General features: G+C 38.1%; 26 protein-coding genes, 1 pseudogene and 1 riboswitch. Of the genes and pseudogenes, 8 read left to right on the top strand and 19 right to left on the bottom strand.

What is annotated here, in order from left to right; translation table 11 throughout:
* Nucleotides 1-5: 5 nt before the first annotated feature.
* The 4 genes from GMJ66_RS01780 to nadC form a co-directional block, all read right to left on the bottom strand.
* Nucleotides 6-374, bottom strand: coding sequence for a hypothetical protein (locus GMJ66_RS01780; protein WP_156288619.1), 369 nt, complete (start codon nt 372-374; stop codon nt 6-8).
* Between the two features lie 115 nt (nt 375-489).
* Nucleotides 490-2,463 (bottom strand): TRAP transporter permease, encoded by a 1,974-nt coding sequence (locus GMJ66_RS01775; RefSeq protein WP_156288618.1) that lies wholly within the window; start codon nt 2,461-2,463, stop codon nt 490-492.
* Nucleotides 2,464-2,500: 37 nt separating this feature from the next.
* Nucleotides 2,501-3,529 (bottom strand): TAXI family TRAP transporter solute-binding subunit, encoded by a 1,029-nt coding sequence (locus GMJ66_RS01770; RefSeq protein ID WP_156288617.1) that lies wholly within the window; start codon nt 3,527-3,529, stop codon nt 2,501-2,503.
* Entirely contained in the window at nt 3,519-4,373 is an 855-nt protein-coding gene (gene nadC, locus GMJ66_RS01765; RefSeq protein ID WP_156288616.1) for a carboxylating nicotinate-nucleotide diphosphorylase, read from the bottom strand. The genes GMJ66_RS01770 and nadC overlap by 11 nt, the downstream gene beginning before the upstream one ends.
* 477 nt (nt 4,374-4,850) lie before the next feature.
* On the opposite strand from nadC, the gene GMJ66_RS01760 reads away from it, so the two are divergent.
* Nucleotides 4,851-5,390 carry a transcription repressor NadR gene (locus tag GMJ66_RS01760; protein ID WP_156288615.1) on the top strand — a complete coding sequence of 180 codons (540 nt, stop codon included), beginning with the start codon at nt 4,851-4,853 and terminating at the stop codon, nt 5,388-5,390.
* A 356-nt stretch (nt 5,391-5,746) separates the two neighbouring features.
* Here the strand turns inward: GMJ66_RS01760 and GMJ66_RS01755 are convergent, their stop codons facing one another.
* From GMJ66_RS01755 to GMJ66_RS01745, 3 genes are all read right to left on the bottom strand, one after another.
* Nucleotides 5,747-6,781 carry a WxL protein peptidoglycan domain-containing protein gene (locus GMJ66_RS01755; RefSeq protein WP_156288614.1) on the bottom strand — a complete coding sequence of 345 codons (1,035 nt, stop codon included), beginning with the start codon at nt 6,779-6,781 and terminating at the stop codon, nt 5,747-5,749.
* A 305-nt stretch (nt 6,782-7,086) separates the two neighbouring features.
* Entirely contained in the window at nt 7,087-7,698 is a 612-nt protein-coding gene (locus GMJ66_RS01750) for a WxL domain-containing protein (protein ID WP_156288613.1), read from the bottom strand.
* 82 nt (nt 7,699-7,780) lie between these two features.
* Nucleotides 7,781-7,867: riboswitch (cyclic di-GMP riboswitch) on the bottom strand.
* Between the two features lie 202 nt (nt 7,868-8,069).
* Nucleotides 8,070-8,639, bottom strand: a complete 570-nt coding sequence (locus GMJ66_RS01745; RefSeq protein WP_156288612.1) for an O-acetyl-ADP-ribose deacetylase — start codon at nt 8,637-8,639, stop codon at nt 8,070-8,072.
* Between the two features lie 451 nt (nt 8,640-9,090).
* On the opposite strand from GMJ66_RS01745, the gene GMJ66_RS01740 reads away from it, so the two are divergent.
* Nucleotides 9,091-10,671, top strand: a complete 1,581-nt coding sequence (locus tag GMJ66_RS01740) for a peptide chain release factor 3 (RefSeq protein WP_156288611.1) — start codon at nt 9,091-9,093, stop codon at nt 10,669-10,671.
* 552 nt (nt 10,672-11,223) lie between these two features.
* Here GMJ66_RS01740 and GMJ66_RS01735 read toward each other — a convergent pair.
* The 8 genes and pseudogenes from GMJ66_RS01735 to GMJ66_RS01700 all read right to left on the bottom strand — a co-directional run bounded on the left by GMJ66_RS01735 (nt 11,224) and on the right by GMJ66_RS01700 (nt 16,465).
* Complete coding sequence (locus tag GMJ66_RS01735) at nt 11,224-11,937, bottom strand: class I SAM-dependent methyltransferase (protein WP_231514780.1); 714 nt, start codon at nt 11,935-11,937, stop codon at nt 11,224-11,226.
* Nucleotides 11,938-12,038: 101 nt separating this feature from the next.
* Nucleotides 12,039-12,311: a YppG family protein gene (locus tag GMJ66_RS01730; protein WP_156288610.1), complete on the bottom strand. Its 273-nt coding sequence runs from the start codon at nt 12,309-12,311 to the stop codon at nt 12,039-12,041.
* 149 nt (nt 12,312-12,460) lie between these two features.
* Nucleotides 12,461-12,724, bottom strand: coding sequence for a hypothetical protein (locus GMJ66_RS01725; RefSeq protein WP_156288609.1), 264 nt, complete (start codon nt 12,722-12,724; stop codon nt 12,461-12,463).
* 267 nt (nt 12,725-12,991) lie between these two features.
* Nucleotides 12,992-13,141, bottom strand: a complete 150-nt coding sequence (locus GMJ66_RS01720; protein ID WP_156288608.1) for a hypothetical protein — start codon at nt 13,139-13,141, stop codon at nt 12,992-12,994.
* Nucleotides 13,142-13,159: 18 nt separating this feature from the next.
* Complete coding sequence (locus GMJ66_RS01715; RefSeq protein WP_156288607.1) at nt 13,160-13,573, bottom strand: PfkB family carbohydrate kinase; 414 nt, start codon at nt 13,571-13,573, stop codon at nt 13,160-13,162.
* Nucleotides 13,574-13,719: 146 nt separating this feature from the next.
* Nucleotides 13,720-14,979, bottom strand: coding sequence for a uracil permease (uraA, locus tag GMJ66_RS01710; RefSeq protein WP_156288606.1), 1,260 nt, complete (start codon nt 14,977-14,979; stop codon nt 13,720-13,722).
* A 592-nt stretch (nt 14,980-15,571) separates the two neighbouring features.
* Nucleotides 15,572-16,122 (bottom strand): annotated as a pseudogene (locus GMJ66_RS01705) (shikimate kinase).
* 127 nt (nt 16,123-16,249) lie between these two features.
* On the bottom strand, nt 16,250-16,465 hold the full coding sequence (locus tag GMJ66_RS01700) for a WYL domain-containing protein (protein WP_156288605.1): 216 nt from the start codon (nt 16,463-16,465) through the stop codon (nt 16,250-16,252).
* Between the two features lie 116 nt (nt 16,466-16,581).
* Between GMJ66_RS01700 and GMJ66_RS01695 the strand changes: the two genes are divergently transcribed.
* From GMJ66_RS01695 to GMJ66_RS01675, 5 genes are all read left to right on the top strand, one after another.
* A complete protein-coding gene (locus tag GMJ66_RS01695; protein ID WP_156288604.1) occupies nt 16,582-16,788 on the top strand; it encodes a heavy-metal-associated domain-containing protein in 207 nt (68 codons plus the stop codon).
* 12 nt (nt 16,789-16,800) lie between these two features.
* Entirely contained in the window at nt 16,801-16,968 is a 168-nt protein-coding gene (locus tag GMJ66_RS01690; RefSeq protein WP_156288603.1) for a hypothetical protein, read from the top strand.
* 146 nt (nt 16,969-17,114) lie between these two features.
* On the top strand, nt 17,115-17,621 hold the full coding sequence (locus tag GMJ66_RS01685) for a DUF3231 family protein (protein WP_156288602.1): 507 nt from the start codon (nt 17,115-17,117) through the stop codon (nt 17,619-17,621).
* 118 nt (nt 17,622-17,739) lie between these two features.
* Nucleotides 17,740-18,036 carry a hypothetical protein gene (locus GMJ66_RS01680; RefSeq protein WP_156288601.1) on the top strand — a complete coding sequence of 99 codons (297 nt, stop codon included), beginning with the start codon at nt 17,740-17,742 and terminating at the stop codon, nt 18,034-18,036.
* A 198-nt stretch (nt 18,037-18,234) separates the two neighbouring features.
* Nucleotides 18,235-19,083, top strand: a complete 849-nt coding sequence (locus GMJ66_RS01675) for an alpha/beta hydrolase (RefSeq protein WP_156288600.1) — start codon at nt 18,235-18,237, stop codon at nt 19,081-19,083.
* Between the two features lie 42 nt (nt 19,084-19,125).
* Here GMJ66_RS01675 and GMJ66_RS01670 read toward each other — a convergent pair whose 3' ends face one another.
* The 4 genes from GMJ66_RS01670 to GMJ66_RS20355 form a co-directional block, all read right to left on the bottom strand.
* Nucleotides 19,126-20,232, bottom strand: a complete 1,107-nt coding sequence (locus GMJ66_RS01670) for a glycosyltransferase family 4 protein (protein WP_156288599.1) — start codon at nt 20,230-20,232, stop codon at nt 19,126-19,128.
* 123 nt (nt 20,233-20,355) lie between these two features.
* Nucleotides 20,356-21,459, bottom strand: a complete 1,104-nt coding sequence (locus tag GMJ66_RS01665; protein WP_156288598.1) for a class II aldolase/adducin family protein — start codon at nt 21,457-21,459, stop codon at nt 20,356-20,358.
* Between the two features lie 36 nt (nt 21,460-21,495).
* Nucleotides 21,496-22,719: a zinc-dependent alcohol dehydrogenase gene (locus GMJ66_RS01660; protein WP_156288597.1), complete on the bottom strand. Its 1,224-nt coding sequence runs from the start codon at nt 22,717-22,719 to the stop codon at nt 21,496-21,498.
* A 109-nt stretch (nt 22,720-22,828) separates the two neighbouring features.
* Nucleotides 22,829-22,975, bottom strand: coding sequence for a hypothetical protein (locus tag GMJ66_RS20355; protein WP_197046571.1), 147 nt, complete (start codon nt 22,973-22,975; stop codon nt 22,829-22,831).
* A 155-nt stretch (nt 22,976-23,130) separates the two neighbouring features.
* On the opposite strand from GMJ66_RS20355, the gene GMJ66_RS01655 reads away from it, so the two are divergent.
* A complete protein-coding gene (locus tag GMJ66_RS01655) occupies nt 23,131-23,712 on the top strand; it encodes a lysophospholipid acyltransferase family protein (protein ID WP_156288596.1) in 582 nt (193 codons plus the stop codon).
* Nucleotides 23,713-23,716 lie beyond the last annotated feature (4 nt).

Genomic DNA, 23,716 nt, shown 5'->3' with positions numbered 1-23,716 from the left:
GAATTTCATCCTACTTTTCTTTTCATTCTTTGCGGTTTATAATGCTCCAGTTTCATAAATTCCTCTTCTGAAATACTGTCGATCATCACAACCCACGTTAATTCATTAAGTAGTTCCGGCTCATCCATCATTTTATTGTTGATTTTTGTTAATTTTCCTGACAGTGGAAGTGGAAATTCATGAACTGCCTTACGAGATTCTACATGAAGAAACGGTTCATCTTTTTGGATTTCATCAAGTGAAAGTAGGTCTAAAAACGTGATGTCCTCCAATTGAGTCAATACTTCCATTGTCAGTCCAACCGAATATAAATCCTTTTCCTTCATGATCCAAAGACCTTCACCAGTATGTTTCCAATAAAAATCCCTCACCATGATAACCCTCCTAATCTAATATACATGTATATCTATATACCATAGCAAGCTGTCCTATGTTAACATTTTTGGTGCCTGTCACTTCCCGAAATTTGTCGAAAATTAATGCCGGACGTTAACTGCCGACAACTGATTGATTCTCATTGACATTCACGTCCATATCCTCATTCCACTTTAAGATTCGCGACCGTCTTCTTAGCTGTAATACATAAACCAGAATAATGACAGCAATTCCAAATACGTCTGATAATCCCCCTGGATACATGGTCATAAAACCGCCCGCAATTAAAATCGCACGCTCTATAGGAGCCATCTTTATCACCATCCACCCAATCACACTAGCAGCAAGTGCAATTACCCCTATAAAAGCAGTAACAATGGCAACAGTGACTTCACCTCTGGAACCTTCCATCAATAAAGCCGGTTCTAATACAAACATATAAGGGACTATAAATCCAACCAACCCTAAACGTACCGCCTGATATCCAACCCTGTTTGAGTTTGCATCAGCAATTCCTGCTGCAGCAAACGCAGCAACAGCAACAGGAGGGGTAATCGCAGAGAAAATAGAGAAATACACAATGAACAAATGTGCTGCCATTACTGAAACTCCTAACTCCATTAATGCTGGTGCCGCTAACATTGCTGTTAAAATATATGCAGCTGCAACAGGCATTCCCATACCAAGAATAATACAAATCAGCATAACTAAGATCAAAGTAAGAATGAGCATTCCTACTGTTAAACCAAGAACAATGCTCGTTAACTTCCCGCCAAGTCCTGTAGACATCATTCCAGCTATCACCATCCCTGCCGCAGCACAGGCGGTCGTTACAGGGATAGAGGATCTGGCACCATCTACCATCGAATCGAAAATCGCACGGAATTCCATTCTTGTCTTTTTCCGAAACCAGCTTACAACCACTATCGCTAAAATACCGTAAAACCCAGTACGGGATGCACTATGACCTTGCGTAAGAAAGAAAACTAATATGATTAGCGGAATAAAGTAAAACCAGCCTTCTTTTAAACATGCGGATATTTTCGGAATATCTTTATCATCAGCCCGTGGTAAATCCAATCTTAACGCCTCAAAATGAACCATCATCAATAAAGATACATAGTAAAGAGCTCCAGGAATGAAAGCGGCGATAACGATGGTTCCATACGGCAATTGGGTTACAGAAGCCATTAGGAAAGCGGATGATCCCATAATCGGCGGCAATATACTCCCGCCTGTTGAAGATGCTGCTTCGATAGCGGCCGCAAAGGATGGCTTATATCCCGTTTTTTTACTGACTGGAATTGTAAATGAGCCAGTTGTTACAACATTCGCCGTGGGACTTCCGGAAATGGAACCAAAAAAAGCACTCGTTAGAACAGCTACCTTGGCTGCTCCACCCTTTGTTCTCCCTGCTATGGCAGTGGATAATTTGAAAAAGAACTCCCCCGCACCTGCTTTTTTCAAGAACGCTCCAAACAGCATGTACATAAACACAATCGATGCAGCAACGGAGATGGGTGATCCCCAAAGTCCGTTATAACTAAACGCCAGCTCATCCAAAAATTCAACCGTACCAAACGGCCGATGTCCCCATACCCCAGGCAAATGATGTCCCCACAATGCATAGCCAAAAAATAGAAATACAATAACAATAATCGGCAAGCCAATCGTTCTCCTTGCCGCTTCAATAGTCAAAACAAGAAATATAAATCCAAAAAAGATATCTAAATTCGTCAAAGGCTCCATAATGGGAACACGTACAGCAATCCGTTCAGCATGGAATGTAAAATACCCCCCCGCACTAACCGCTAAAATTGCGGAAACATAATCTGTTTTCGTTGGTACCAACCTGGATTCATTGCGTGTTTTTTTCGAATAACCGTATACTAAAAAAGTCAGTGCCAATATAAACGCCAAATGAATCGCCATTTGATTCATTGGATCCAGCTTTCCCCACAATATGGACCAAATTTGAAAGACAGATAGAATAAATGCAATGACTACAACAACCGTTAAATGGACGCCTGATAAAGGACGCCTGTATCCTACTTGAAACCAGCCTGTAATCGCTTTTTTTACGCCCATAAAACTAAGCTCCCCCTTAAAAGGAAATGAATGTAAGTTAATCTATTAATCCTGTTTCCTTAAAAAATTTCTCTGCACCGGGATGTAGTGGAACATTTCCAACCTCCGCCATCTTTTCTACCGTTAAATTTTTAAATTCTTCATGGACGGTACCTAAATAATCCAGATTTTCATAAATGGATTTCGTTACCAAATACACTTCCTCTTCCGGTACATCCTTGTTGACAATAAATATCGCTGGTGTATTGACAGTGGCTATATCCTCTTCTAAAAAATCATAGCTGCCCGCTTTAATTATCCCAGCTTCCATACCAAGGTTTTCTGAAACGGATGCAATAATATCAGGATTTAACCCGAAAAGTTTTAAATCATTGGTCGTAGCTGCTTCAATAATACTACTGGAAGGAACTGATACCGCATCACCGGTCGCATCGATGCGCTTATCTGCCATCAATTCAAATGCTTTTGAATCTCCCAAATGATCCACAGATCCGCCCCAGGATATAATATCATCATAAGTTACTCCGTATTCTTGCAAGATGTTCCGGGTAATAATTTCACCTGCTGAGCCTTTTTGGTCAACTGCCAAACGGACAGGCAGCTGTTTTTCCATAATTTCATCGATCGAATTATACTCTACATCCGATCTAACAATAAATTGATAATAATTGGATGGAATGACAACACTAATGGCTCGAATATCTTCAAAAGCCTGGTCATACGGTTCCTCGCCACTGTAAGCAGCATAAGCTGTCATAGCATAAGACAAACCATAGGGAGTCTTATTTGTACCAACATTTAGCGGATTTTCAATAATCCCACCAGGTTCTACGGTTACAATCGATCCATCATTTTCCCTTCGAATCGATTCCGCTACACCTTCTGTGAATACGGACCATGCTCCACCGGTACGTCCACCCATTATCGTAGTTTGAATGGGATCATTACCTGTATCCACGGAAATGTCGGACGGAGTTCCTTCTTCCTTACCACATGCAGCCAGAATCACGAATCCTACCACTACTAAAATACTTAGCTTTATATTTCTCTTCATCCTATTCGACATCTTTTTTATTCCCCTCTTTAACTTGGAAGCTAATATCCATTGCTTTTACAGAATGTGTTAAAAAGCCTAGTGAAATATAATGAACACCAGTCCCTCTATAACTTGCTAGATTATCCAGGTTAATTCCACCTGAAGCCTCCATTACAATAGATTCCGGTACATATTTCGAAAATTCCCTCACCTCTTCTGGTGTACGATTATCAAACATGATTACATCTGCACCAGCCTCAACAGATTCAACTACTTCTTCCTTTGTTTCTGTTTCAACTTCGATTTTCACCATATGACCTATTTGTTCCCTAACTGCTTCAATTGCTTTCGTAATGGAGCCACAATAAGAGATGTGATTATCCTTAATCATTACCCCATCATATAAGCCTTGGCGATGGTTTTTTCCTCCGCCACAAACAACAGCATATTTATCAAGCATTCGCAGTCCTGGAACCGTTTTTCTTGTATCACAAATTTGGATGGAGGAATCGTTAAGCGTTTCCACACATCGATTTGTTATCGTTGCAATTCCACTCATTCTTTGGATTAAATTTAAAATTACTCGTTCGCCAGTGAGCAAATGGGATACTGGTCCAACCACTTCCGCAATTTTTGCTCCGGCAGCTATTCGATCCCCATCTGAATAACAGAGAGTTACTTCAATCTTTGGATCCAGCAAATGGTAGGCTTCCTCCATAATCTGCAAACCGGAAAGAACCCCATCTTCCTTAGCTAGAAATACGCCTTTCCCTATCATTCGAAGTGGAAAAATAGACTGGCTTGTTATATCATTGTCTCCAATATCCTCCAATAAAAAAGATTGAAGCAATGTACGCAACTTTATTTGATTCATGATTCTAACTCCTTACATGTATAATTCGGGAAATTTTGTTCGTTATTCATTTCACATTTAAAATTAATCATTTTGGCAGACTCTTACATTGCTATTATTGTTATTTACTCTAACCTTGCCTCCTCTCAATAATTTTCACCTTCTTGAATAGAGTTTTATAATTCTATTCATGAAATAAATCACATTATCGCAAAAAGAGATTGATAACCCTTTCACAAACCGGAAAGAACTTGTCATTACAAAGTATTAGAAACTCGGATAAAGTTTTAGTATATTCAACTGTCTTGACATCTATATTTACATAAGATTAATATAATAGCAAGAGAATTACGTAAATTTATAAAAGAATATTTGTGTGATTTTTCCCTATCACATCAAAATAGTTAGTTTCGGAGGTTTTTTGATATTGTATTTAAATACAATGCTCCGACTTTTTTAGTCGCAAACTGATAGAAGGATTAACTGGGAGGAAAACAAATGAAGGAACATAATAAAATGTCGTCCACTGACAGACAGACACTTATCACCCGCTTGTTAAAGGAAACCTTTAAACCAATCACAGGAACGGAATTTGCAAAAAAAACGAATGTCTCCAGACAAGTTATCGTTCAGGATGTGTCTCTTTTAAAAGCAATGGGAGAGCCAATTGTTGCAACAAGCCAAGGATACATCTATTTACATCAAAATGAAGATGAAGTATTAGAACAAATGGTGATCGTTTGTCAGCACTCACCAGAACAAACCCCAGAGGAACTATATCTAATAGTGGATCATGGAGTAACGTTAAAGGACGTCATTGTGGAACATCCTGTATATGGTGATTTAACTGCGTCCATACGTGTGAGCAGCCGCTTTGAAGCCAATCAATTTCTCCAAAAAATCCAGGAAACCAATGCAACTTATTTATCCAGTTTAACAGACGGAATTCACCTTCATACGATTAAGGCTGATTCAAAAAAGAAGTTGGAATCGGCATGTGCTGCATTGAAAGAAGCTGGGATATTAATTTCCAAATAAAGTTAAACCAATCAAAGGGGTTTCTTCATTCCCCACTGATTGTTAGATGAAGAAATTAGTTTAGTAATTTTGTTATAAACTTACTGAATACAAACAAAATAGTACACCATTTTCAATTGGTGTACTACTTTTACAAGTTAAGAAAGGAAAATTTTAGACAGAAAACCTGGGTTCAATATAGCCAAATTTAATGTCCCACGAACACAAATAGGCACGTAATGTTACAAAATGATTTTTTAAGCAGCACTCCACACAATACTACAAGAGCTGACTCTCATAGAAAATGATGTAAATTAAGGAGTTGCTGTCACTATAGAGATAGAGAATGCGGGTCTATATGAAAGATTTGCTGTGTACTATTGTCTCCTTCTCCCTATAAAAAACATGATTAATCCAAATAAAACTGCTCCTATAACCCAACCCCACATTGGTATCCCTTTTTCGATTTGGGCTTGTGGTAAATCAGTTTGTGTATGCTCAACATACTTTTCTACATCACTATTTTCAATGGTGAAAGTTTCGGATGATTCAAAAGTCTTATCCCCACTTAGTCCTTCCATATGAAGAGTATACTTACCGTCTTCCAACATTTCATGACCCCATCGAATCGGGAACCTTATAGCAGTATTTGGTGCCATATTAAATGGACCAAACTTTCCACTAAATAACTCATTTCCCTCCCCATCTGTAACAAAATATGTACCGGTTATTCCATCCTGAATCTTTTGGGCATGATTTGTCATTTCCGAATACACTTGGGCAGTTTCCGGAATAAAACCTGCATTTCCTAGTAAAAAGTCCGATCCTACTTCATTTACTAAATTCATTTGAACAGCAACCGCATGAACAGTTTCTGTTTTTATGACAAAGTTAGCAGTTCCGTCTTCCACTTCTTCCTGATTTTCATTTTCCTCTCCATACGTAGTAAACAGTATTCCACCCAAAAAGGTTTGCCCTTCTACTTCCGGCACATGTAAGTCTATAGGAATACTTATAGACGTTCGTGGAGGAATCGTTACTGTTTCATCAACCGTTATATACTCAGCAACACGTACAGCATTCTCTAAAAGACGAGTATCTGGTGAGTCTATATCGTTTTCATAAATAATCCCTCCAGATGGATGTGTAAATGCATTTGCCGGTTTAATACTAACTAGAACTTCCTTATCCTGCTGGTTTGTAATCCTTACTTCAAGAGTTTGCCGTTCCCCTTGATTTACGGATAAATCAAAATAACCAACTGTTTCGGGATTATGATTTTCCGGATAAATCGGTTCAATCATTAATGGAAGGTTTTCTTCTTGCGCAAAAGCAATGTCACTCATACCAAAAAGAAATAACATAACTACACTTAAACAGGAAAAAATAACAGTGCTGGAAATACTTTTCATACTTTAACACTCCTTATGTACTTATCTTTTCCAGATAGAGTGCTTGTATCCAATGAAAAACTTGGCATCTTCCTTATAAGTACGCGTTCAAAAAAAGGTGAAAGATGGAGAGTGATCCATCTTAAGTAATCTGGGGTAACTTTCTTACCTTATTAGAAAAAATCGTATTCACTCATCTTTTTTTTTACTACTTGGGATCGTTAATATTTTAGCTTCCGTCAAACCGCTTCTAAAAGTTTATGCTTACCTAACATGAAAATTAGCCATGGCTGTATAAGCCATGGCTATGTTCCAAATAATATAAATTAAGGTCCTGTTGTTAGGTTTATTTTAATAGTTGAAGTATATGTTCCAGCATATACATCTTTTGGATTTAATGTTAAATCTAATGCGTTAGCAGGAAATGCAATATCGAATTTACCCATTCCTTCATTAGCAGGTGCACTTAAAATTTTCACTCCTACATCATCCTTATCGATAATCCCAGGGGTTGTTGCAATCAGTGAGGCAAGAGAAGATCCTTCCTGCGCAGTTACGGTTGGTGCAGCAATCGATAAACTTCCTTTTGGTAATACTTTATTATCTAAAGATGTGAATTGACTTGCAGTTACAACGACATTCCACCCTGCACCAGAACCTCTCGAGTCAGTTATAGTAAATCCGTCAATATTAGCATAGCTATTTTGGATTGTACCATCTAACGTTACAGAATTAAAATTCAGTACATTAATTGTAGGCATATCTAATGAACCAGGATTTATAGTAGTTTCTGAAGCAAATGCTTTATCACCCGCAAAAACCGAACCCATTATTACTGCAGCAGACATAACTGTGAGAAACTTCGTAAATGACTTTTTCAATCTATTATTTCCTTCCTTTTTTTGAATATTTATAGAAGCGTACTGCTTATTTGACATAAAAAATATCCCTCCAAAACAAAATGATTTTTTGAATCGGAAGAATCTCGAAATAAACTCGTTAGAGCCTCATTCTCCATTCTTCTGTAACCCAGCCGCCCTAGCATGCATTACCTTAGGCCTGTTGGCTTTGCGTCATCGCATTTCAGCGACTTTGCCTTTTTGAATGAAAGCGATGATAGACTCTATATCTCTATGTCTTTTTTCGTTCATCACTCTCTGAAACTAATCATAATCGGTTTTTCAAAAAAAGGATAGACCTCAAATATTACCATATTAGCTAAATCTTGATTCTTGCCAAAAACGAAAACACCCTGCCTCCAGGAGCTTATAAACAACAAAAAATCCCTTGACACCAAGGGATTGAACATCTATACAGCATAATCCAGTTTATCTAAAGCTTTTTTCAGTGCATCTTCATACACCTGGTAATCTTTCTCGGAAAATAATGTCATCGTAACTTCACCAAAAGTATTATTTTGAAGAAAATTAATGATTGCATTTATCGCCACAATGGATGCCAGCTGGACGGGATAGCGATATACTCCAGTAGAAATAGATGGGAAAGAGATACTGTTGATCCCATTTTCCTTCGCCAGCTTCAGAGAGTTTATATAAGAGTTGACCAAGCGCTCTTTAGCTGCTTGCTTGTTCCCGTCCCACACTGGTCCAACAGTATGAATGACAAATTTTGCAGGAAGGTCATAACCTTTTGTGATTACCGCTTTTCCTGTACGAAGATAGTTGCCGTCCAAGTCTTCCTCACGAATTTTCTTGCATTCTTCTACTAAATCACTACCAGCAGCCTGATGAATGGCACCGTCAACACCTCCACCGCCCATTAGCGTCCCGTTTGCAGCATTAACAATGGCTTCTGTGGACTGTTTAGTAATGTCTCCTATCATCAGTTCTAGAGAGTTTCCATTAATGTCTATTTTCATACTTGCTAGTCCCTCCTCAAGTTATTAAACCATACGCCCAAATTTACAAAGACTTTACAAATATTTATTATAACAATAACTCAGTTGAAAGAACATTGTAAATAACTAAATTTCACTATTGTCATATTTTTCCCATTATCTACCAAATACCTATTAAAAAATTTCCTTCAACTATACCGATACAAAATTCAGCTCTAATATAGTATATTAATAAAGGTTATAATATTATGATAGGGATTGATAGGTATATGAAAAAGAAGGAGCGTTTTCCAATGTGATATAAAATCTGAACACAATTTGAGAGGTTTGAAATAATAGTTGGTTCCTTAATCACCCACTACGGAAAAATATGTACTATGCACACTTGAGGACGGCTTATGGGCTGGGGTACTACTTGAAGAAACAACACTCTTATCGAAAACAGCCCATTATTAAACGAAAGGGATTTTTTATGACTGATATAACAAATGAAGTAAATAAAAGAAAAACTTTTGCCATTATTTCCCACCCGGATGCAGGTAAAACAACATTAACTGAGCGCTTGCTCTTAGTTGGAAATTTAATTCGGACTGCTGGAACCGTTAAAGGGAAAAAATCCGGTAAATTTGCAACATCTGACTGGATGGAAATCGAGAAACAGCGTGGAATTTCGGTTACCTCCAGTGTCATGAATTTTCAATACAAGGATTTACAGGTAAATATCCTTGATACTCCTGGTCACGAGGATTTTAGTGAGGATACGTACCGGACACTGACAGCTGTCGACAGCGTGGTCATGATTATTGATGCTACAAAAGGTATTGAAGCACAGACATTAAAGCTATTTAAGGTTTGCCGCATGCGTGGAATTCCAATTTTTACATTTATTAATAAACTGGACCGGGAAGGAAAAGAACCATTCGAACTGCTGGAGGAGATTGAAGAAGTACTGGATATTGAAACATATCCGATGAACTGGCCCGCAGGCATGGGAAAACGATTCCTTGGAATTTTTGACCGTCATGGTAAACAATTTGTACAGTATAACGGGAACGAAGAAGAAACATATATTCCTTACGATGAATTGGATAAGCATCAGGAGATAGTGGAGCAGGCAACGTTTGAATCTGCAAGTGATGAAGTAGAATTGCTGGATGAAGCCGGAAATCCATTTTTACTGGATGCCATCTTAAAAGGGGAACAAACACCTGTATTTTTCGGAAGTGCCTTAGCCCCTTTTGGCGTAGATATCTTTTTTGACACGTTTATTTCGATGGCGCCAACACCTAAACCAAGAAAAACAACAGAAGGCGTTGTACATCCAGATAACCCGGATTTTTCCGGGTTTATTTTCAAAATTCAAGCCAATATGAACCCAGCACATCGTGACCGGATTGCTTTCCTAAGGGTATGCTCTGGCAAATTTAAACGCGGTATGAATGTAAACCTTGCCAGAACAGGGAAATCACTGAAGCTTTCCCAATCCCAGCAAATTATTGCTTCAACAAGGGAAACCGTTGAAGAAGCTTATGCGGGGGATATTATCGGAATATATGATCCGAATGCATATCAAATTGGCGATACGCTAATTGAAGGAAAGAATCAGTTTGAATATAATGAACTGCCACAGTTCCCTCCTGAACTATTTAAGAAGGTGACAGCCAAAAATGTCATGAAGTCCAAGCAGTTTAAGAAAGGAATTGAGCAGCTTGTTCAGGAAGGTGCTATCCAGTTATTCAAGGATAGGCGTACTGAATCCTATATTCTTGGAGCGGTCGGAGAATTGCAGTATGACGTATTTAAATACCGCATGGAAAATGAATACAATGTGGAAGTGCTATTTGATATGATTGGTGAGAGAATTCCGCGCTGGTTAGATCCAAAACAACAAGTGGATGAATCCCTCTTTGATGAACGAAGAATGCTTGTTCGAGACCGTCATAATAACTATCTCGTTCTTTTCCAAAACGAATTTGCCCTCAATTGGTTCAAGGAAAACAACCCTAAAATCGAACTAATCGACCTATTCGAAGTCAACAAATACGCCCAATAATTTGGTTAATTTGGTGCCTGTCACTTCCCGGTTTTTGTAGAATTATGTCGACAGATAGAATGTAAGAATTTAAATCGTGAGACGCCCCACAGTCGGAAGTCTCACGATTTTGTAGATAGCTAGCAGGAAGAATGTTGAATGAGGATTTAGGTTTTCTTTTTTTAATATCCAATTCATAGCAACTTTTCGAAGCAGCATAATGAGTTGGAAGATTGGAATGACTTAAGTCTTCTAAGATAAATGACAATAGGGAATTTTAATCGATTTTAACATTTGTATCTTGAACCATCCAGTTTTGATGTTGAATATCTCCTCTTGGTAAGAGGTTTGTACCGAAAGAATTAAATGTAGATCATTGGCTGCTTGAGCAGCACATATTCCGGAATTATATATCTGGACATTATTTAACCATTGTTTACAAATGTCCACTGAAAAAAAGTTCAGTGAAATTATCCACCAAACCTGTCAAAAATTATTTAATTCGACAAATTTCGGGAAGTAACAGGCACTTCTAAAAAGAAACTCAAATGAGAACCTCTAAAGAAAGCTCCTTCAAAAGCTGCAGCGAAATATGCGGAAGTCGAGGGTATCTTTATATTTTTTCATGTATTGTTCATGCTGTTCAAGAATATCAAATAACTGATCATCCATTTCTTCAGATAAAGAAAAGTCAGGCGCATTTTCAACATCATGTGCATCGAATTTAGGTTCATATTTTTCCACTTCAATTCGATTAAAACCTGCATCTTTAAATTCTCTCATCCATTCCCCTGTTGTTCTAAATCTTGAAATACTATAAAACTCAGAAAGCATAGATAATTCCTCTTCTGGAATATCCTTTTCCAGAACCATCTCAATAGCAAGTAACACTCCAGTTTCTTTTAATACTCTACTAAATTCATGGATGGTTTTAGTTACATCCGAAAATGCTATAACGGATTCTGATAAAATGATATCATAAACTTTATTGTTAAATGGTAAATTCTCCGTATTACCATGGATGACATCGGTTTGAAGCCCTAAAGCATCAAATCTCGATCTTGCTTTTTTTACCATCATTTTATTATAATCTAACGCCGTAACTGTACAACCGTAAAGCTGTACAATATTTGCAGCTGTTTGACCAGTTCCACAACCTGCATCTAAAACCTTCGTAGATTCGTTTATGACTTCCGGTTTCAACATTTTTTTCGTAAGCTTTAATCCCCCAGGATGAGCACCACCAACACCAAGTTCTGCTAAACAATCCAAATAGGTTTTCTGCAATTTTTATCCCACCTTACTTTAAATTGAATATACTATCATATGAAATTAGTCTATTTTGTTTCCACCTTAAAATGGTACTCTTCCTGAGGTGCTGGATTATATTATCGATTAATAAATCTGGAGATCATTGGACTTACTTGCTTATAAATCCCATTAATTTGCTGGGCCGTTCCAATTACTTTTTCAAAATCCAGATTTCCGTCTGGTGACTGAAACATGGATAGTACATTTTGAATACCGGAATTCTGTTGCTGCCCTTGTACTGGTCTCCCTGGACCACCAAACATAAAAGGATCACGCGGTGGCCGTGGTGGCGTCTGATGCATTGGCCTCGTTGGTCTTGCTGGTCCCCTAGGTCTGCCTGTTGGAAACATATAATCCCTCCTTTATCTTAAAATATTCAATAGGAACTTTTTTTGAAAAGATGTTTATCACGTTTTATCATTTGATTTGCATTATTTACAATATCACCTAAATTAGCTGCATAAAAAGAAATCGGCTATTCTGCCGATTTCACACCCCTTTATATCCAGAACCATGGAAGTAAGGCTAAGGAGGTTATTGCGCCCAAGGCAATTCCAAAACCAAATCCAGGAACGAAGCCAAACCCTGGTCCATAAAAGCCGTAACCAAACCCGCCTAAACCTCTACCTCCAATAGATTGGATATACACTCTTCCAGAATCGACATGTTTAATAATACCCCGATGCCTTCTTCCATCCCTAGTAACAATTTCTACTGCCCTTCCTTTATAACGACAACATAGATCATAATAATGTCTAGACATTTTTTCACCTCCAAATCATCCGCCTTATGGCATCGTATGTATGCACATTCACTTTTGTAAGGGATAAATATAACAAAAGAAATTAGGTTGGCATCTATTTTAAATAACAGTATCCTTCGACAAATTTCGGGAGGTGACAGGCACTAAGATCCTAGAATCTCCAAAAAAATTAAAAAAAGCGTAAGTTACACCAATTGGTGAAACTTACGCTTTCTGAACGAATTGAAATTTATTTAGAGTATTCACTTACTTAGGAGAGGAGAAATATCAAATTAAATGGGAGGTTGTATTACATTTCTCTATAATTTTTTGAGTGAAACTCTTCTCTTCTTTTTTCGTTGGCATACCTGCTTGTGCACCGAATTTTGTAACAGCGAGTGCAGATGCCTTTGAAGCATAATCAATGGCATTATCCAAGTCTTCGCCACTGGCTATTTATACTGCTAATGCTGCATTATAACAGTCTCCTGCACCAGTTGTGTCAACTACTGGGACTGTGTAACCCTTTTGGTAGGTTACTTTTTTACCTTCTTTTAAATAAACAGATCCATCAGAGCCAAGTGTAGTAATTACATGTGAAACACCTAAATTGGTCATTTTCAGAATAGCAGTTTCAATCTTTTCACCTACATCATCTATGCCAGTGTAATAAGCAAGCTCGGTTTGATTTGGCGTCATATAATCGATATAGTTAAAAATATCTTTCGGTATATCCAAAGCTGGTGCAGGATTTAGGATGACTTTTTTACGAAGTGTTTCTCCTATTAAGGGAATTCGGTCTGTTTCTACAACAATATCCATATATAAACTGCCGATTACAACAATTTTTGCTTTGTGTGTTTTGTACAATTTCGTCACTCCTATGTACTTTCACATTTTCTTCGTCGCTTTTCCTTTATCATATCAAAATCTACAAAGCAAATCTAAATCATAGAATAAGCTCTGCAGTAAAAAAACGCAGAGCTTTCGACAAAATTCGAGAAGTAACAGGCACCTTATTCGTTGGATAGTTTTAGGATGTCCAGAAGTTTAAAGAATAGGCTTAGGACAATGGCAACAATGGTTGCAAGGCCCATTCCGGATAATGCCACTTCGCCAATGGTTAAGGAAGCTCCACTTACTCCAATTGCAAGTACGATACATGTTAGGATTAAGTTTTGTGATTTATTATAATCGACTTTTTGTTCAACCAGCATACGCAAACCACTCACAGCGATGATACCAAATAGAAGCAGGGAGATCCCCCCCATAACTGGTGTTGGTATCGACTGAATTAAGGCTGCTAATTTACCGCAGAATGATAGTACAACGGCAATAAGTGCTGCTCCACCAATGATCCAAGTCGAGTAAACCCGGGTAATTGCTAATACTCCAATGTTTTCCCCATAAGTTGTATTTGGAGTAGAACCAAAGAAACTGGATATCATCGTAGAAATACCATTACCGAATAACGAACGATCCAAACCTGGGTCTTTCACCAAGTCTTTTTTAACAATACCTCCAGTGACAACCAAGTGACCAATATGTTCTGGTATTAATACTAATGCGGCTGGTAGAATAATCAAAATATCAGACCAGTTGAACTCTATTGCGTAGAAGGTTGGCATTTGAATCCATGCTGCTTCACTTACTACGGAGTAATCTACAATTCCAAATATCGTTGCAATAATATAACCTGTCACAATCCCCAAAAGAATTGGGATGATTTTTAAGAATCCTCTCATCGTTACCCAATAAATAATCGTTGAACCAAGTGTTAATAATGCTACTGTAATCGCTGTCGTATCCACTGCTACATCAGCCGGCCGCAGTAATCCTGCCATCTCTGCAGCGGTTGGAACAAGTTCCAATCCGATTACTGCAACAATTGCGCCCATTGCTGCTGGCGGGAATATGACATCTATCCATGAAGTTCCTACTATCTTAACCAGCAACCCTACAAGTACTAGCACAAGACCAACGACAAAGAATCCGCCCAATGCTGCTCCATAGCCGCCACCAGTTGTTAGTACGGCCGTAACTGGAGAGATAAATGCAAAACTGGACCCTAAATAGGCAGGAATTTTTCCCCTCGTAATAAAAATATATAGAATGGTACCAATTCCGTTCATCAAAAGGATTGTTGCTGGGTCCACTCCGAATAAAATTGGCACCAATACTGTTGAACCAAACATCGCGAATAAGTGCTGGAAGCTTAATGGTAAACTTTGCAAAATTGGTAAACGTTCATCAACTTGGATTTCACGCTGTGACATAATTTTTCTCTCCTCTATAAGAAATTGGTATTCCGAAAAACTCGCATTTTCCCGTCTTTAGACGTTTAAAATTTTAGCTGTCATACACACCTCTCAGCTAAAATTTAATACATACTTTCCTAATGTAATAAAAAAAGCACCTTGCCTGGCGTCCTGGCAAGGTGCACGTTTGTACGCAGCAAAAAAGGGCATATCCCTATTTTGCTATTAAAGTACAGGTTCATCCGCACAACCTTACCAGCCTCACAGGACTGATTTAAAGGTTCACTATTATTTGTTTTTATATTACAGACAATCCGACAAAAAGTCAAGATTTATTATAAGCACCATTCCAGCATTTGATAACGTGAATCCTCAATCAGTTTTTTTCATCCCCCACTGATTACTGGATGAACAGAATTAGGAGTTTACTGGCTGCCCGTTCCCCACTTATCATTCTTGAAGTATCAAGAACCCTCCTCGATAAGGATCTTACAGCGAGTTAATGACGTGGGTAAAAAAAACAGGAATTTGCTCGTCTTTTTCGTGAATGGGGGAGCAGTTTGTGTATCAGAACTCTCCCCCTTTCTAACGTGGAAAGATCATGCTCATCCTACAATAGAAATTTTTCATTAATCACCCTGGCAACATCTTCTGAACCTAGATCAGTATTGTTCATTTTTATGTAATTTTCCCGTGCTATTTCATCGTTTTTTGAATTCAGTCTGTGTTTCTTCATGGTTGCAAGCAATTCATTCTCCGATGCTTCAATGTTTCTTTTTGATGGTTTCTTTTCTAACCGATTCGAGGTTTTATTTCGCTGCAGCCTTTCATTAACATCCGCCCCCAGTTCCACCATATAGATATTTCCCCCGTATGATGTAATTATCCTTTCTACCTCTTCGACAAAATCCCAGTCTTCCTGCTCGTCAAATGCCCATATGAACGTAAAAATTAATCCATTCTTATTACATTTTGCAGCTGCTTTAAACACTTCCATCCGGAACAGACTGGATAATCTCCACATTTCCTTAGTAAATCCGAAGATAACAGATCAATAGTCATATGATTATGAAACAGCTTTAAACCGGTTATTTTCTCCAATTCCTGACCCACTGTCATTTTCCCAACCGCCTGTGGACCAAATATCATGATTAAATTCATTCTCCCACCCTCCCCACTATTATTGCAGAAATCATAACACACCTTGAATTTCAGATAAAAAACGTCCTCCTAATGGAGTATAAGAGTACGTCTGCAGCTTTTATGCAATTGGACAAAACAGCAAGAGTTAAGTACCAAACCGCTTACCCATTAATTCCACAGCCAAAATATTCCTTAAATTAAACATTCTAACTTTTCGCTTTTCATAACAATATGCCAATATACTATCCTCATTCATTCGTATGACACGAATCGTTCTTTGAGATATTTGATTCGTATTGGAAAGGTAAATCATACGAAACTTTTCATTATGATTAATCGATCGAATCAACAGGTTTTTCATAACCCCCCCAAAACGAACATTCGTTCTTATTATATCACATTATTCATATTCTAAACATGATTTCTTAACAATTTGACATAATAATATCGAACATCCTATTAAAAGGAGACCTTATTATGTCTGAAGTAACATTTTTTGTACAAGAGGCAACTACTGATCAAACGATTCAACAAATTGAAAAACTTTTGAATGAGTATGACGGCATGGAAAGAGTGTTAATCGATACTGATGATGGTGAAATAAAAATTGAATTTGATGACCAAATTATCACAGAAGAACAAATTGCAACCGCATTAATGGAACAAAATTATCTTATCCATTAGGAGGAATAGTTTATGGATAAAAAGAAAAGTAATCAGGTACCTGATACAGCCCAAGCACCAGGAATCGACCTGGATGATTCATATGGTAAAAATGCTACACAGGAAGATAAAGAAAACAAAGAAACCACTCAAGTTACAAGACTTGTCTATGATGAATACGATGCAAGTGAAAGAAACTAAAAACCTAAAGTGAAGCGTCTTTTCTAGACGCTTCACTTTTTTAATTAATAAATTAACTATGATGCATAAAACAGGAACTTAAAGAGAATATAAATACGAAGCGAAAGAAAGGTGAATACCTTATGAATTTAATTAGGAGGTTTGTAATGGGAATTTTAAGTGGAAATCCAAAAGATGAGCCGATGCATTATGGAGAGGTCTTTGGTGCCTGGTCATTTGTAACTGGGACAAAAGGGATGGTAGCAGGCTATCAAACGTTTCGTAATCATGCAGGAGATGCGGATTTAATCAACTTAATTGACGAAGCAATTAGTCAATGTCAGCTGGAAATAAGGGAAGTGGAAACATTGTTAAAGGAGAATGGAGTGGGTCTTCCTCCAACACCCCCGGAACGTGCCGAAGTAAATTTAAAAGATATTCCAACAGGGGCTCGGGCAATGGATCAGGAAATTTCCGTTAAGATTTCTGCTGATATTGCTGCTGGATTAGTTACATGCAGTACAATGATTGGACAAAGTATTCGTGAAGATATCGCAACGATGTTTGGTCAATTCCACATGCAAAAAGCTGTACTAGGTGCAAAGTTTCTGCGTTTAAACAAAGAAAAAGGTTGGTTAGTACCACCACCGCTTCATCAGAAATCAGATGTTTAGATGGCTGCTCTCGTAGAAATGGAAAACAATGAAACGTATAGATCTTCATTATTTATAAAAACTAAAACTGCTTCTACTTGGAAGCGAATGCCCAATCCAATTAACAAAGGATGATTTCATGAATAACCGCGGTATGATGACTTCCCTGCTTACCATTGGTGCTGCTGGTGCCGCTATTTACGGTATTACTCGTGGCGTTCAAAACGGGACGATTCAAAAGATACCACAACAGGTTTCCAATGCTGTACAAAACACATTAAATAACCCAAATGTTCAACAAATGACACAGCCGGTCCAGAACATGTTGAATAACAACCAAAGTAATCAGCAACAACAAGCTAATATGACCCAAACCCAAGACATGCCTTCCAATTATCAGATTCAGCAGCATGTAGGAAGTACGAGTCTGGACTAGAAAGCTAAAAGGCCTATAATGACGTCTCCTGGTGGAAAAAGATTACATTTAAGATAGCCGGATACCATATCCTGGCTATCTTTTTGCTGTTTTATTCGTATCTATCCATTCCAATTAATGGTCCTTTGTAAGCCCGTGTAAAATTCAAATAATGGGTTAATCTAAAATCATCATACATTTTCTGGAGGTAAAGGCAAGATGGATACCATCGGACATTTTAAAAGCATCGATCATCTTACCCTGTTTTATCGTGCTTGGTTTCCTGCTAATCCTAGAGCAGTAATTATATTAATCCATGGAGCTGGAGAACATTCTGGCCGTTATGAATATATTGGTGAATGCTGTATGGACCATAATATCACCCTGGTTGCTCCTGATTTAAGAGGATTTGGACAATCTGAAGGTCACCGCGGTCATATAAATCGTTTTAGCGATTATTTGGATGACTTAAAAGTACTTATTAACACTGTTTCAAAACGATATCCATCCATCCCTGTCTTTTTATTTGGACATAGTTTGGGCGGGTTGGTAGCCATTCGATATGGGCAAACATATCCACAGCAAGTAAAAGGATTTATCCTATCTTCACCGGCATTAGGATTACGCTTTCCAATTCCCAGTGCAATAAAAAGAACCTTGAACTTCATTTCGCGAATTAATCCAGAATTAACGATTCAGCCATTTAAATGGGCCGAAATATTACGAAAAGCCCGTCATCTAAAGCCGTACTTACCAGAGCCAGGTTCAGATATTGTCAAAGATCCTTTTCATACGACTCAATATACACCACGCTGGTTAACAGAACTGATTCAAAATGGGATACATGCCACAATGGAAGCATCTAAATTCCAGGTACCCTTGTTATGCCTTTATGACAAAGAGGATCCCATTATTCATCCAAATTCCATCAAACAATTTTTAGATTCGGTTACGATTCCTGAGAAGGACCATGTCATCTTTTCTGAAGGACACCACCATCCATGGCATGCTCCCCACCAGCAGCAAGCACTGGACAGCATGATAACATGGCTAAACACCCGCATATAGGGTGCCTGTCACTTCCCGAATTTTGTCGAATCAAAAGGGCCATTAATCTGTTCTTAACAGGTCTTGATAATAATCCAAAAGCTGTTTGCTTGGTGCAGACCAACTAAAGGACTGTGCCGTTTTATATGCATGATTTGCCATGTAATTTCGCAAATTTTTATCTTGTATTTTCACTGCCGTACGAACTAAGTCATCCTTCCGTTTTGAATTATACAGCAATCCATTTTCACCGTCAGAAACCTGGGCAGCAGTTGGACCACTATTTGCAGCAATGATAGGCAATCCTGAAGCCATAGCCTCCAGAATAACAAGACCTAACGTCTCCGTTGTAGAGGGGAAAACAAAGACATCGGAAGAAGCATATGCCTTTGCAAGATCCTCTCCATGCAAAAATCCAGTAAAGACAGTTGCTGTGCCCCGAAAATAAGATTCAAGGTTTTCACGGTGTGGACCGTCCCCTACAATTGCTAAACGGAAGCGTTCGGAGCGGTCTAAAATATCACGAATTTTTTCAATCTCCTTCTCAACGGCCAATCTCCCAACATATAATAAAAGCGTCTTATCCGTCTCTCCACCGGAAAGATAATGGCGTACAGCCTGATCCTTATACTGCATCCCAAACTTATGTACATCAACCCCCCGTTTCCAAACATGTACATTTTTAAATTTCCGGTTTATTAATTCGTTCTGAACAGGTTTGGATGTACATAAGTTTAAATCTGCTTGATTATGAAGGGTTTTTAGAATACTCCACAAAACAGGCTTTAAATATGGAACTTTATAGTAATCTGCATATTGTGGAATATTCGTATGCCAGGACGCAACAAGTGGCCACTTCCTGCCATAGTAAATACCCGACATTCCAAGGAGTGCCGGGTTCACAACATGTACAATATCCGGTTGAAATTCATGAAGCATTCGTCCGACTTCCCTGCTAGGCAACGCTACCCTTCTCGTTTTATAAAAAAAAAGGGAATGTGATGGAATCCCTTTTACCTGTATTCCCTCAAATTCTGTTACTCCCTCGTCGGGTGCAATAATCAACAGTTCATGACCTTGATCCCTAAGCCATTTAACTGTAGAGGTTATTCGCGTAACTACACCGTCTACAGATGGTAAAAAAGTTTCGGTTACCATGGCTATTTTCATTTTACCAACCTCAAATCAATTTATGTGTCTACCCAATTTTTATAAGCAGTTTACCTCCTATCTTCCTTTTTAGATAGGAGATAAACTGCCTATATTCCCGCAAAGCCCTCTTACATTCATTCTTTAAGACATCGGAACTTGCGGTATGACTTTTCCTTCTATTCGTTCAAAAATATCATCCAAATCATGACCTGTAATCGTTAGACCATGATTTTTCAGTCCAATGACTGCTCTTGAAGGATTTGGTGAATGGCGAACTAAATTTGATACCGTCTCAGCTAACTGAATAGTTCCACAAGGATAATTAATCTCCGTTGCCTTAATTCCGTCCATCCATGCATGAATGTGAACAATCGCCCCTACATCAGGATGTTCCTTATAAATCATCCAATGTTCGATGGCATCCACAGAAGCTCTTTTAGGTGTTATTTCTGGAGGGACACTAATCTTCATCGCATTACTCCCTTCATTAAATCCAGTTATATAGAGGAGATCTTGTCCTATTTTCCGCATGTTAGCTTTGTTGACACCACTTGCACTCATCCAGAAGTTTTTTTCATCTTCTCTGCTGCTTAAGTTTCCATAACTTAAACCACCAATTCCATATAATTTCTTCAGTTGCCGCATATCACGCGAAGTCAAATAATTTTCCAATGGAAATGGTGCAGGAAGTAAATTCATTTCATCAAGTCTCTTTCCGGATAAGTACATTTTTTCAGTTAAGTTATTCCCACTCCACAATTCTTCAGGTAAATCATCATGAAATTCATTATTGATAATTAACTGGGAAGAAGCTACTGGCTCTAATCTATCAAAAACTTTTTGGAAGAAAGAATCCGTTTCTCCTTCTTCATACTCCAACTTATAAAAGCCTTGTTCCGGTGTTACAAAGTAAATATAGGTCTGATCCTGATTATGTAATACGTAAATTAAGTGATTGGACAAGGATCTTACTAAATAAGGATAAGCGGATTCAAACGTATTGCCAGGCTTCTTCTCGCTCTTTTCCAAATTTCTTTCTATAATCGATACAACAAAGGTAGCTTGAGCTTTTCGACGAAATGGACGTGGTTTTTCCTGATCAAGAATATTAAATACCACTCTAATATTGTCAACCGGCTCCTTGCAATATTCGTATCCCTCCTTTGAGAACTTTTCCTTTAACCCTTCGATAAACCATGATAGAAAGGTTGTTTTTACGTCTCCTGTTACTGTAAACTGATGCAATTTTCATTCCTCCTATGCTTGTAAGCGTTCACTAAATTATGGCTGAAAAACTACTTTCATTGCTGCTCGCGATCCCTTATTTGCCGCAGTTTGTAATGCCCTTTTGAAATCCTTAAGTGCGTATTGATGCGTAATCAAAGGGGATAGATTCACCTTTCCGTGCCGCATTAATTCTATAGCAATCTCAAACGTTCTCATCCTTTTGCCCTGATAATTCTCTGTACTGTAAGCAAAACTCCCCTTGATGTCTAATTCATTAAGCCACACCATCGACCAGTCAATGCCGTCTATAATGCCAGCAAGCCCTACCAGTACGACCTTCCCTCCAGTGCGGGAAAAACGGATTCCATCATTAATACTCTGTTTTCTCCCTACACATTCATAGACAATATCTGCCCCGCCTTGTATCACTTCCGGACCAAATATTGGCTTTAATACTTTTCCTCCCAGGGACTCGGCTAACTCCTGTGTATACGCCGATTTTCGCAAATAAATCACCTCATCCGCACCAAAATCAGATGCAAATCGACCTTGAATTTCATGCTTTACTAAAGCAGCAATTTTACAATCAATCCCTAGTGCACGTATAGCTGCAATGACACAAATTCCAATAACCCCACCACCAATTACTAATACCGTATCACCTTTTGAAGGTGGATTTTGCAACACACTATGCAACGCACAACTAAATGGTTCAACCATAGCGCCGTTTAAATCCTCCACTTCACTTGGAAGCTTAAATACTTGGCTTTTATGGGCAACTACATAGGAACTCCACCCACCGCCAGTATCACGGCATGATCCGATTAATAACCCGGGTGAAATGGTTCCTTCTGCTTTATGCAGACACAAGCTGAAGTTTCCTTCCCGACATGCAGGACACAGCTTGGAAAATCCTCTAGGTTCACAAGAAAGGATCGGATCAATGACGACACGATCCCCAGTGATTAGCCCTTTCACCTCTGGGCCTGTTTGCGAAATTCCCCCCACAATTTCGTGACCGATCGTAAAAGGAAAGGAAGCATAAGTTGAAATGGCTGGACTATCATGAAGAAATATTAGATTTAAGTCACTTCCACAAATACCTCCATACTTAACTTTTACCTTGACCCAGTCTTCATTTGGGAGTTCCGGTTCAGGCCCTTCTCTGAACCTTAGGCAAGACAGCTTTGAATTCCAGTATTGTGAAGGCATAAATCTTCCTGCCGCTTTACTAAAAACATAGCGTTGCAACTTGTAATCGAATTTCAATTCTTTCAATCTATAACACCTATCCCTTTATATTATTTAGAAACCATCCTATCCAACTATGCTTCTATTTATTCAGTTTTTATTTGTAAAGATACAGAAAGAGAAAACGCCTTCATATTTAATCATGGATAAATGGGTGTTCTTCGTTGTGAGAAGTGGAATCTTCCTTTTCTGTTTCTTTTAAAGACTCCTCATAATCAAATTCAACTAACGCCTCGATCAATTGATCAATGCTGCTCACAATACCCTTAAAAAATGGAATCATATGTAAAAAATTCCTCCTTTTAGTATACTTAGTAATTAAAATTTACAAAATGGTTCATAATATACCAATGAGATTACATTTTCTTTACATTTTGTAATTTTACTACATAAAATATACTATTTAGTATTAACAATCGAGGGTGAGAAAGGTAAACCATGTTATATACGTCATTAAAACCAATTGTAAAACTAGTCATTCATGCGAAATTCAAAGTGGAAATAATAGGAAAAGAGCATATTCCAAATCATAAAACGTTTATTATCGCAGCAAATCATATTAGCGGTTATGACCCCCTACTCCTTTCCTGTATTTTGAAAAGAAAAATACATTTTATGGCCAAAGTGGAATTGTTCCGCAATAAACTGGGTCAATTATTCTTTTCTGCCGTTCATGCTATTCCGGTTGACCGTCAAAAAGGAATAGTTATACGTCCGGTTCGCAGGGCTCTGAAAGTGATTAATCAGGGAGAAGTACTGGGAATTTTCCCTGAAGGAAGAAGATGTAGAAATGGAGAAATTATTAAACCAAAAAATGGAGTTGCTTTTTTCGCATGCAAGTCCAATGTTCCTATCCTACCTGTTGCTATCGTTGAAATGAAAAAAGGATATCGAACACCAGTTAAAATTATCATCGGACCGGAAATTAATGTAAGTCATTTAAATACCTCCGATTACTCTACCCTTTCCTCCCAAATCATGAGTCGTATCAGGGAACTTGGAACAAATCTAGAGGCTTGATGGA

It is taken from the genome of Oceanobacillus salinisoli, assembly GCF_009733865.1.
In the GTDB taxonomy this organism is placed as follows: domain Bacteria; phylum Bacillota; class Bacilli; order Bacillales; family Amphibacillaceae; genus Oceanobacillus; species Oceanobacillus salinisoli.
The sequence above is the reverse complement of the archived record's forward strand: the minus strand, read 5'-3'. Positions and strand labels throughout refer to the sequence as shown.